The 11,851-nt window shown below is 61.2% G+C and carries 5 protein-coding genes; 1 reads left to right on the top strand and 4 read right to left on the bottom strand.

Going from position 1 to position 11,851, the window contains the following annotated elements; genetic code table 11:
• Nucleotides 1–7 precede the first annotated feature (7 nt).
• The 4 genes from BLU78_RS10740 to BLU78_RS10725 form a co-directional block, all read right to left on the bottom strand.
• Nucleotides 8–955 (bottom strand): aldose epimerase family protein, encoded by a 948-nt coding sequence (locus BLU78_RS10740; protein WP_026020821.1) that lies wholly within the window; start codon nucleotides 953–955, stop codon nucleotides 8–10.
• Nucleotides 956–957: 2 nt separating this feature from the next.
• Nucleotides 958–3,108 carry a DUF6259 domain-containing protein gene (locus BLU78_RS10735; protein ID WP_244886507.1) on the bottom strand — a complete coding sequence of 717 codons (2,151 nt, stop codon included), beginning with the start codon at nucleotides 3,106–3,108 and terminating at the stop codon, nucleotides 958–960.
• 82 nt (nucleotides 3,109–3,190) lie between these two features.
• Nucleotides 3,191–5,077, bottom strand: a complete 1,887-nt coding sequence (locus tag BLU78_RS10730; protein ID WP_010265371.1) for a RagB/SusD family nutrient uptake outer membrane protein — start codon at nucleotides 5,075–5,077, stop codon at nucleotides 3,191–3,193.
• Between the two features lie 24 nt (nucleotides 5,078–5,101).
• A complete protein-coding gene (locus BLU78_RS10725; RefSeq protein ID WP_231290957.1) occupies nucleotides 5,102–8,224 on the bottom strand; it encodes a SusC/RagA family TonB-linked outer membrane protein in 3,123 nt (1,040 codons plus the stop codon).
• A gap of 243 nt (nucleotides 8,225–8,467) precedes the next feature.
• On the opposite strand from BLU78_RS10725, the gene BLU78_RS10720 reads away from it, so the two are divergent.
• Nucleotides 8,468–11,851, top strand: coding sequence for a DUF5689 domain-containing protein (locus BLU78_RS10720; RefSeq protein WP_044106666.1), 3,384 nt, complete (start codon nucleotides 8,468–8,470; stop codon nucleotides 11,849–11,851).

The raw sequence follows: 11,851 nt of genomic DNA, 5'->3' as shown, positions 1-11,851 counted from the left end.
GTTTCTCTTATACCAGCAGTTCGTAGTCGATGTGCCACACGCCCGTCTCCCCGGGGAAGACCCGGAACGGGATGTAGGGTTCGAGACAGGCTGCCGTAGGGCAGGCCCAGAAGACCATGTGCGACAACTGTCCGCTGCCCGAGGCCCGGACGCCCGCTCCCGTGCGGAGGTTGCGGAGACTGAATCCGTACCCCGGCGTCGCAGGGTCCTGACCGTGAAGGTCGCCCATGAAGACCGATTCGCCCGGGTTCAGCGGACGGCTGAAAGCGACGCCGTCGGGCGTCAGCGCCACGCTGTCGTAGGCTTCGCGCCACGTTCCCTCGGGGCGGAACGGGAAATGGATCGAGGTGTCGGGACCCGTGGCCATGCGGTCCGGCGTGAAGAAGTTGTGGTTGTAGACATGGCCCATGAGCGGCGCGGGTCCGAGGTTTTTGAGCGTGTACTCGATCCGCAGGCCCGGGGCGTCGGTCAGCCGCAGCGTCTTGCGGTAGTCGTAGCCGTATTCGTCGGTCAGCAGCCGGTGGCGGAACCCGACGCGGTCGCGCTCGGCGGTCGTCTCCCAAATGCCGGGATCGACGATCTCGTAGAGGCGGAACCGGTCGTAGGGGTGGTCGGAGAACTTGCGCAGCGTGCCGACCCCGATTTTGAGGAACTCCTGTCCGGGGCGTGCCCGCTCGTAACCGATCTGGGTAAATTCGTCCGCGGGGCCGGTCAGGCCGTCGTGCCGCAGGGGATCGTGGCGCGGCTGCCACTCCGAGACGTAGCGGTGGCCCCGGCTGCGCAGGTCGCGCACGACGCCGCCCCAGTCGAAGCGCGTGCCCCGGTAGTAGCCGCGTTCGGCATCGGGGAGACATACCAGGGCCGAGACGTGGCGGTTGGCGATACGCAGGACGGGAGCTTCCGACACGCGGGTGGCGGAAGCTCTCGTCGTTGCATCTGGTTGCAGCCCGCGCATGGTCACTTCGTCTTTTCGTAAATCAGCACGGCGAGGTCGTATTGGCCCAGCGTCACCTCGCGGCCGTCGGGCGATACCTGTGCGCCGCCCAGCGTCGAAGCCTCCGTGAAACGGTAGCCCGGAACCTCGATCGCACCCTTCACGGCCGCCCCCTCCTCGGTGCGGGTGGCCACTATGGCCATGCCGTCGCCGTTGGTGTAGGCGCGCGCCTCGATGCCGGGATTCGACAGCGTGAAGCCCTCCGTGTCGCGGTAGGTGCCGACCAGCAGCAGGTCTTCGTACTTGCCTTTGATGGCGTTCACCTGGGCCAGATAGGCCTGGTAGTGCGGCGTTTTGTCGATCAGGTCGCGGCAGCGGTAAATTTCGATGTCGTTGCGCAGACCCTTCAGCAGCGTGTTGTTCACACGGCGTTCGATGTCCGTGTCGTCGCGGATCTCGCGGTCGGAGACGATGATCTCGGGGAAGGTGTAGCGGAACCAGTCGATGAAGCTGTACTTGCCGGCGGTAGTCTGGTAAATGTGGATGTAGTCGCAGTACTGCGCCGTGACGTCGGTCAGCCACTCGGTGCCGAGCGCGAACTCGGGGTCGAAGCTGACGTTGCGGTCGCGGACCATCTTCAGCACCTCGGCCTTGTCGGCGATCACCCGCATGTTGGGCACGGGGAACTCCCGGCTCAGGTCCCAGTTGGTGGCGCGCTCGCCGTATCCGAGCTGATCGTAGAAAACGCTGTTGGCTCCGTACTCGCGGGCGCGGTCGGCCCATTCGAGCAGCATCTTGCGCCAGATCGGCGCACGGGTGTCGGCCACGACGAACGTGCGGGCGTTGTAGTCGGCCAGGAACGTGCCCTGACCCGTGAAGCGGTACTGTTCGAAGAGTTCGGCGCCCGTGTTGTCGCGGTAGCAGATCTCCTTGCCCCGGCCGCTCTTGTAGAACTCGCTCTCGCGGTCGATCAGCTTGCCGTTGAAGTAGAGCAGCACCTTGCCGCCGTCCTTCTTGTAGTCGGCGATGGCCTTTTTCCAGCCCGCGTCGCCGCCCTGTGCGGGATCGGCGTTGTAGTGGGGATTGCCGTGGTCCATGCCCGTCTCCCACCATCCGAAGGTGAAGACGGCGTCGGCCCCGACGCTCTCGCCGACATCCTTGATGCGGCCCGGCAGGTCGGTGTATTTGAACAGCAGTTCGCCGTACTGGTGGCGGAAGATGATTCGCTGCCAGCTGCGCATCTTTTTGACCCACATCGGCGCGTCGCGGTGGTCCCACCACGTGTCGGCCCAGCGGCGGTAGTGTTTCGAGGTCTCGTGCCACGAACCCGTGTAGGGGGCTATGACGTTGGCGTCGCACGTCCACGTTTCGCCGGCGAAGCACTGCGGGAATTTGTAGAATCCGGATTCCAGCCGCGTGAATTCGCCTTCGGCGTCGGGGTAGAGGCGCAGACCGTGTCCCGTGTCCTGGAACGTCGTGTCGTGGCTGCCGAAATAGATTCCCTCGCTGTCGCCCACGTAGGCGAAGCAGTTGGAGGCCATGCAGCCGCCCGTGCCGCCCGTGACGGTGCGCATGGGGTATTTGGCGTCCATCTGGCGGAACTTCTGCGCCGGGGCCTTGTAGGGCGAGGCGTTGCTGTGACGGAAAATCACCGCTTTGGGATTGTCGTAGAGCTGGCCTCCGGTGTGGGTGAGCAGCAGTTTGTGGTCTTCGGGAAGCGGCATGCCGCCCACCAGCGGGTAGTGCAGTTCGCGGACGATCGTGTGGGGCTCGCGGTTCTCGATCTTCGACGCGAAGCGCACCTCGTCGCCCTCGAGCGTGATGTCGAGCGTGAGGCGCATGTCGAGCGTCACCGCCTCGCGGGTGCTGAAGTCGGTGGCGTTCAGGCGGTCGTAGATCACCGTGATCGTGTCGCCCCTGCGCGAGATGCGGGGCGTCTGCTCGTCGGGCAGCACTTCGATCTCCTTGGCCTTCTGCGTGTCGTAGTAGAGGCGCCAGAGGTAGTCGCCTCCGGCGTAGTCCCGGCCGGTTTCGAGGTTTTTGATGCTGGTCAGGCGGCCCCGGCCGTCGACCGTGACCTGCAATTTGTCGTTGCGGAGCGTACTCTCTTTCGGAGCTGCCCCGGCGGACGGGAACAGCAGGATGCCCGTGCATGCGAGCAGCAATTTCACCATTTTGTTCATTGTCTCTTCGTTTGTTGCGGCGCGAACGCCGGACGCCCCGCGAAGGGCGCCCGGCGGGGCTCGCGTTGGCGGGTTAGTAGCCCGGATTGTTTTCTTTGATGTTCTTCATCACCTGCATCGTGGTGGTCGGGAGGGGCCACAGGTAGCTCTTCGGGGCCACGAACTTGCACTCGGCGAGAACCTGGGCGTAGGCGTTGCTGTTGAAGAAGTCGGCGGCGCCTTTGGCTACGGGGGCCATGAAATCCATACATCCGTCCTCGTCGATCTCGGGCACGGCTCCGTGGAACCACATGCCGTTGTCGATGTAGGCGCGCTGGAGTTTTTCGTCTTTCTTGGGCAGTCCGATCCAGGGGCGGTTGAGCACCTTTTCGGCGATGCGCCAGCGCCAGATGTCGTACAGGCGCAGGTTTTCGAAGGCGAACTCCATGCGGCGCTCGATGCGCAGGATCGTGCGGAGCTTGTCCTGCGACCGCTCGGTGATGGCCGGATAGTCGGAGGTGGCCGTGACGGCCGCCTTGTAGGCGCGGGCGCGGACCTGGTTCATGGCGTCGAGCACCGTGTCGTCGATCTCGTTCAGTTCGATCTTCGCCTCGGCGTACATCAGCAGGACATCGGCGTAGCGCAGGATCAGTTTGTCGTTTTCGGGTTCGAACGGAGCCAGCCAGTCCTCGTCGACGTGCTTCTTCAGCACCAGACCGTTGTAGGAGGCGTACTGGTTCGAGGTGCCCTGGATTTTGTAGGAGCGCGAGTCGTTGTTGACCACTTCCGTTCCTTCGCGGGCGCTGTACACCTTGTCCCGGTCGAAATGCGGATCGAAAATTACGCCCAAGTGCTGCGTGCCGTGTTCCACAATGGTGTAGGTGCAGCGCGGGTCGCGGTGCTCGAACGGCTTGTGGGGATCGTAGACCGTCGATTCGTCGATGGGTTTGCCCTGGTCGTCGAGGAATGCGCAGAGCAGGTACCACGACGGCAGGCAGGTCGTGCAGGTCGGGGCCCCCGACAGACGGGGCAGTTTGGCCGTGCAGGCCTGACCGCCGAGATACTGGTATTTCGAGTCGTTCGACAGGGCCTTCGAGCGGGGAATGTTGAAGATGCCCTCGGGCGAATGCTTCGTCGCGTTGCGGAACAGCTGTCCGAAATCCGAATGCAGGGTGTAGGCATTCAGCTGCATGCAGTTCCAGGCGGCGTCGCGGGCCTCCTTGAAGAGCTTCTCGGCTTCGGCAGGATCGTCGTCGCCGAACCCGCCCCGTTCGACCGAATCCCATTTGCGGATCGAGGCGAAGTGGAGGGCGAAGCGGGCTTTCATGCCGTAGGCCGCGCCGCGCGTGGCCCGCTCGATCTCGCCTCCGTAGGATACGGGCAGGATCGGCGCTACGTCGTCGAACTCTTTGAGAATGTCGGGAAGAACGGTCCACATATCGCTGCGGGTCAGTTCATAGGCGCTTTCGCGGCCCTGTTCGGAGTCCATGTCCATGTCTTCCGGAACCACGACGGGATCGCCGAAGTGGATCATGATGCGGGCGTAGAAGCAGGCGCGGTAGAAGCGGGCGTTGGCCATGATGCGGTCGTAGCGGGCCTGCTCGATCCGGCCTTCGTGTTTGCGGAGCTCGGTGATGATCTTGTTGCAGCGGTTGATGCCCGTGTAGGTGATGTCCCACATGCGGACCGAGAGCGGAAAGTCGGAGTTCACGCCGTCGATGAGGAAACGGCCCGGGGAGTTGCGGTTTTGTCCGTCGTCCGTCAGCATGTCCAGCTCGGTCTGGTTGCCGGAGGTCCATTCGTTGCGCTCCATGGGCCAGTAGGTGTGGTGGAGCAGGGCGTTGAGGTTCAACTCGAACTGCTCGGCCGTCTGGAACCAGGAGCCGCTGGCCGCCTTGTCCCTGGGCGAAAGGTCCAGGTCGCTGCACGAAACCACAAGGCTTCCGGCCAGTGCGAATAATGCGATTTTAATGGTTTTCATATCTTTTCGTTCTTTGATACGACGTTAGAATTTAAGCTGTGCGGAGAAGAGCACCGATTTGGTGATGGGATAGCCGGTGGTGCCGACCTCGGGGTCCCAGCCCTCGGGGAAGTGGCTGTGGGTGAAGAAGTCGGTGAGCGTCACGGCGAAGCGGAGGCTTTTGACATGGATTTTGCTCATCCATTTCTGGGGCAGGGTGTAGCCCAGCGAGAGGTTCTTCACGCGGAAGTACGAACCGTCGAAAAGCCAGTAGTCGGAGATCGCATAGTTGTTGTTCGCGCTGGCCCACGAATAGCGCGGGTATTTGGCACGCTTGTTCTGTTCGATGGTGTTTTTACGGCTCCACGAATTCCCCCCCCCGATGTAGGTGGCGAAGTTATACCACTGACCGCGGAGCGGCTGTACCATCTCGTCCGTCAGATAGGAGTTGCGCTGGCCGACGCCCTGGAACGTCAGGTTGAAGTCGATGCCGCGCCAGGCCAGATCGACCGAACCGCCGTAGTTGAAGTGCGGGAGCGAGGAGCCGAGCACCCGGCGGTCGTAGTCCGTCGAGATGAGCGGATTGTTCGGGTCGCCGTCGGCGAAGTTCCGGTAGCGGATGTCGCCCGGCGAGACGTAGGAACCCAGGGTCGCCGAATTCCTCACCTCTTCGGGGCTCTGGTAGAGACCTTCGCTGACGTAGCCGTACCACGATTGGTATTCCTCGCCCTCGCGGATGATCTTGCCGCCCGAGATGACCTCCTTGTTGCCGATGTAGCCCATCTTCGAAACGTCGTCCGAAAGATTGAACGAGAGCCCGTAGCTGAAGTCGCCGACGTGGTCTCGCCAGCCGAGGGTGATCTCCCAGCCTTTGGTATGCATGTCGCCGATGTTGTCATAGGGGTCCGAAAGTCCCATGATCGGGGCGATGGGGACCTGCAGGAGCATGTCGCGCGTCTTCTTGTAGTACCAGTCGGCCGTGACCGACAGCCGGTTGCGGAGCATCGAGAGGTCGACGCCCACGTCGATGGTCGAAGTGGTCTCCCAGGTGATGTCCGTGACGATGGCGGCGGCCTGTGCATAACCCGACAGGCCCGTCAGGGTCGAACCGATGTAACCCATCGTGTGATTGTTGGCCAGCACGGCCTGATAGGGGTAGTAACCTTTGATGCGCTCGTTGCCCAGTTCGCCGTAGGAGAGGCGCAGTTTGCCGTGGTCGAGAACCTTGCGGACTCCCTCCATGAATTTCTCCTCGGTGAAGACCCAGCCGGCCGAGGCCGAGAGGAACGTACCCCAGCGGCAGTCGGGCGCGAAGCGCGAGGAGCCGTCGCGGCGGATATTGCCCTGAACGTAGTATTTCGACTTGTAGTTGTACATCAGGCGGCCGAAGTAGGAGCGGCGGGCCAGTTCGTTGATGTCCTTCGAGTTGGCCGTGACTCCGTCGGAGTTGCCGGCGGCCAGGTCGGGAATCAGCGAGTGGGCGAACGACGTGTTCTTGGCCACGATCGTACCCTCCTGATACCAGTAGTTCTCGTAACCGACCATGGCGCTGAAATTGTGGTCCAGGCCGAACGTGTGCTGATAGTTGGCATAGACCTGCGTGGTGTGGGCGAAGGTGTCGCCGCGGCTCTCTTCGAGTTCCGTAGTCAGGGCGTTGCTGATGTATTTCGAACTGGTGAGACTCTCCTCCTGATAGCTGAAATAGGAGGTTTGGCGCTGAAAATCCTTGATTTTGGTGTAGGAGAACTGGGGCGAGAAGATGCCCGTGACGGTCAGTCCCTTGACGGGGGTGATGTCCAGCTGGAACTTGGCGTTGGCCAGGTACTTGTCGGTGTCCTTCTCGCCGCCCGACATCAGGGCTGCATAGGGATTCACACCGTCCTTGCCCGGGGCGTAGCGCCCGTCGCTCCACACGGCCTGGTAGATGGGCGGGATGTAGCGCATGGTGCCTGAGGGCGAAGCGTGGGGATTGACCTGGTCGGTGTAGCGCAGCGAGATGTCGGCCGAAGCCTTCATCCATTTGAATACCTGTATGTCGTTGTTCAGGCGGGCCGTGTAACGCTTCCACGAGAGGTTCTTGCGGAACAGGCCGTCGACGTCGTCGAAGCCCAGGCTCAGCACCGAGCTGCGCTTGTCGCCGCCCGACTGGATCGTGAGGCTGTGCGAATGGCGCACGCCCACGTCTTTGAGTATCAGATCCATCCAGTCTACGTTCGGATAGAGGTCCGGATTCTCCCGGTTGAGCAGCGTGTAGTTCTCGACGTATTCGCGGGAGTAGTCCTGGTACCAGCCGCCCGAGGGCAGGTCGTTGTAACGCAGTTCGTTGACCGCCGCCATGTAGTCGGAGGCGTTCATGTACTTCGGCTCCTGGGACTGGAAGTCGAGTCCGAGCGTATAGTTATAGGTAACGCTCGCGCCCGACTTGCCGGCCCGCTTGGTGGTGATCAGGATGACGCCCGCCGCTGCCTGCGATCCGTAGATCGAAGCCGATGCGGCGTCTTTCAGCACGGTGATGTTCTCGATGTCGTTGGGGTTGACGTCGTCGATCGATCCGGCCACGCCGTCGATCAGCACGTAGGGGTCGGATGCGCCGTCGGTCATCGAGGTGATGCCGCGGATGCGGATCGTGGCCGAACCGCCCGGCGCCGAGTTGGTGCGGGTGACCGTCACGCCCGGCATGGCGCCCTGAAGGGCCTGCGAGATGGTCGGGCTCTGGCGGTTGAGGATCGCTTCGCCTCCAATCGAGGAGAGCGATCCCGTCAGGTCCTTTTTCCGCATGGTGCCGTAACCTACGACGACCACCTCGTCCATCGAGGTGCTCTCTTCCTGGAGCACGATGTCGAACGAGGTGCGGCTGCCGATGGGAAGGGTCTGGGACTTGTAGCCCAGGTAGGAGACGAGGAGCGACGCATCCGCGGCGGGCTTTTTGGCCAGTCGCAGGAGAAAGTTGCCCTGGGCGTCGGTTGTCACGCCCTGTTGGGTCCCCGAGAGGATAATGGTGGCGCCGGGAACCGGCTCTCCTTTCTCGGTCTTTACGCTTCCCTGAAGGGTGAAGTTCTGGGCCGAAGCGTACGATGGCGAAAATAGAATCGCTGCCAGAAGCGCACAGAAAGCCGCAATCATCCGAAAATCGCACTTTCTTTGAAATTCATCGTAACTTTTTTTCATCTTTTTAGAATTAGTAGTATATTTGCGCTGTACACCACACCACACAACAGATAGGATGGACGGATTAGTGTGGTTTGGTGTGGTACAAAAATAAATGTAATATTTGATATTCCAAAGAAAAGACGATTTTTTTTGAATTTTTTCGTTGAATGTCATCCAAATGTAACGAGGACCGCCGGGCCGGGGATGCTTCCGCACTTCGTCCGGATTGTTGAAACCTTAAACGAACCTTATCTTACAGTTATGAAAAAGTATTTGTTATGGATATGCACGGCGGCGGCTCTGCTGGCTGCCGGGACTTCCTGCACCGACGATCCGGAAGTGGACAGCGTCGGCCGGGTGGGGATTCAGCAGCAAAGCCTGACCGCCTCCGGCGACGGTGAAGTGCTGACCCTCAATGTGACCAGCAACGCCTATTGGCATCTCGAATTCGTCGATGCCGCCACGGGCGAATCGATTCGCTGGGTGCTTCCCAACGAGAGCACCGGCATGGGTAATGCCGACGTGAAACTCACCGTGGCCCGCAACCGCTCGACCAACGGTCGTTCGGCCTATGTGAACGTGACCACCGATTCGGAGTCCTCGACGGCTTCGATCCTGCTGTCGCAGGGAGCCGGCACGGTCGGCGGCGGCGACGGGTATGATTTCCCGATCGCCCAGCGGTTCAGCATCGACGCCAACCTCGCACTGGACAATGCCTTTATCGAGGGAGCGGCCTGCTACTTCGACGACGGCATGATCCTGCGCCGGACGGGCTCGCCCGTGAACCTGGAGTTCAGCACCAAGACCCACACCAATCCCACGTCGAACTGGTATTTCCAGCGCGGCGTCGTTATCGGGTCGTGGGAGACGGGCGATGCCCTGCAGCTCGAGATTCCGGTGAAGGAGGAGCTTTCGGGCGACCTGCGCTACTCCTACGGCAGCCGCCGCGACGGCACCCAGAACGCCGGTCATGCGTGGGTCTTCGAATGGAGCGCCGACGGTGAGAACTGGGCGGAGTTCGACGGCACCTGCTCCGGCGGAGCTTCGGACGCCACCTGGAAGACGATCGACTTCACGATTCCGGCAGACAAGAAGATTCCGGCCGGCGGCAAGTTGTGGATTCGCCACCGCTGCACCGACGGCTCCAAGGCGAGCACCTCGGCAACGAATAAGACCGTGGCTTACCAGAGTGCGTTCTGCATCACGAAGGCTTCGGCCGAGCCGACTGCGGTTCCGCCGATGGACAACGACAAGGTGGTCTTCTCGACCGGTTTCGACGACGTGATCGACGCCAAAGCCGCGTATATCGACCTGCCGCTCGATTTCATGTCGTCGTGGAACGACGGAACCTATGCACTTCCCAAGGAACAGGCCGGTATCGTGAGCGTGGTCTCCTGCTGGACCCGTCCGGGCTTCCTGCAGGTGGGCCGCGGCGACGAGGCGCTCATCACCCGCTACACGCAGGGCGCCTATACGATCAAACTGGCGCCGCGTTTCGAGGCGATGCGCATTTCGAAGTCCGACCTCAAGCTCACGTTCCTCGCTTCGGCGATGATCGATGCCTACGGCAAGCCGACCGATCCCGGCGTGGTCGTGAAGGCCGACGCTGCAAGCGGCGCCACGGTCGAGGGCGGTACGCTTGCGGGCGTAGCGAACAACGAGTTCAAACCGTTCACGGTTTATGTGCGCAATGCGAAACCCGAGACGGAGATCACCATCACTTCGGCCGACATGGCGAACAGCACGGACGACGTGCGTTTCTTCCTCGACGACATTCTGCTCGAAGTGGAGGGTGAACCCGAGCGTCCGAGCGCCGACGATCCCGTGAAGGCGGAAGTTTCGGCCATCCGCGCCCTGAAGGGCCCCGGAGAGGTGACGATCAGCGACAACTATTATATACAGGCCCGCGTGGTGGCTGTGGACAACGTTCCGGCCGACTGCTTCGCCGTGCAGGATGCCGATGCCGGTATCTTCGTCAAACTGGCAGGCCACGGCCTTGCCGTGGGCGATCAGGTCGAAGTGGTCGTCAAGGACGCCCGGCTCGCTGCCGATGCCGACGGGTTGTTGGTGGTGACGCCGACGGCCGCCGACAAGGTGACCAAGACCCAAGCCGCTTCCGAGGTGCCCGCCGCACGGGCCGTCTCGGTGGCCGACCTGACGGCCGGAACCTATGAGGCGATGCTCGTCTCGCTGCCCGAATCGCAGGTGGTCGACGCCGATCTGGCGAAGAACATGAGCGGCAATATTACGCTCGAACTCGAGGACCGCACCACCTATGTAATGAAGACCTATGCTTCGGCGTCGTTCGCCTCGACGGCGGTTCCGCAGAAACGCGGCGCGGTGAAGGGACTTGCCGGGGCGTCGTTCCTGCTGCCGACCTCCGCGGATGACCTCGCGGCCATGACCGGCACCCGCTTCGGCGAAGCCGTCTACGCCATCACGCCGATCTCGGGACTTATCAAGGTTTCTCGAGAGGGTAGTGTGTATGGATTCCGCAATGTTACCTATGCAGACAATACCGTGACTTATTCGTCGCCCGAGGGATGTACGATCACCAAGATCGGTAACGAGAGTGTGGCAGGTTGTACCTTAGCCAATACGGGGTCTGCCACGATTTACGACGGTCGTTTTCTTACGACTGGCTGGGGCGGCGATAACTGGCAGGATAACGGGCTGGTATTCAAGATTAAGGCTACGTCGCGCATTGTAGGTAACTTACGCTTCGGATTCGGCCTGTTTGCGGCAAGCACTCAAGCGGTTCCCAAGAATTGGAAGGTTGTTTGGAGCCATGACAATGTCTCCTGGAATGATGGTGTGCGTGTGTTGGAGATGCCTTTCACGGGAGAGGGCTCGGAGACATTTGCACTGACTACTGCAGCCAATACCCGTGGCTATCGGATGGCTTATTTCAACGTTCCGGAGAGTAAGGCTGTTGCCCAAGGTGGATTTTTCTATGTCAAGATCATGCAGGCAGACAATACGACCTGCCATGCTTCCGGTAAGACGATTTCTACGGCGGGACAGCTTCTTTTCCAGCACGGGTTCTATCTGGCAACCCATGAAAAACGTGCTTACCATACTTCGATGCTGCCTTCGGGCGAGAATGTGCTGCTGACCGAAGGTTTCGATGATGCTTTCCTGGCACACGACTATTTCATCCCCTCATGGCAGATGTGGACCAACCTTTCGAATGAATACACGATGCCCGACGGCTGGGAGAAGGCCGGCAGCGTGTACGAGGGAACGGGTTATATCCGGGTCGGCAAGAGTGCCACGGATAATGCGAGCAGCATCACCACGCCTGCGCTGACCGCCCTGGGCAATGCAACTGCCAATGTCACCCTGAAATTCAAAATCGGCATCGGATTGGGAGGTAAGAACGAATACGCTCCCGATCCCTGCACGGTTACGATCACGACAACAGGTAGCGGTACTGCCGGTACGTTGACTCCGGATTTGAGCACACTGCTTCCTCAGAGCGATCTGACGGAGATCACCAACGCGACGGCTCCCGAGTATGAGAATGCCTACCATCGCTGGCATGAAGTTTCGGTACCCATCTCCGGAGCGACGAAAGATACCCGGATCACGATCGGAGGCACCGGACGCCACTTTATCGACGACATCGTGATTACCAAGGACTAA

The organism is Alistipes timonensis JC136 (genome assembly GCF_900107675.1).
GTDB classification, from domain to species: domain Bacteria; phylum Bacteroidota; class Bacteroidia; order Bacteroidales; family Rikenellaceae; genus Alistipes; species Alistipes timonensis.
Note: the sequence above shows the minus strand (reverse complement) of the source record. Positions and strands in the feature narration are given on the sequence as shown.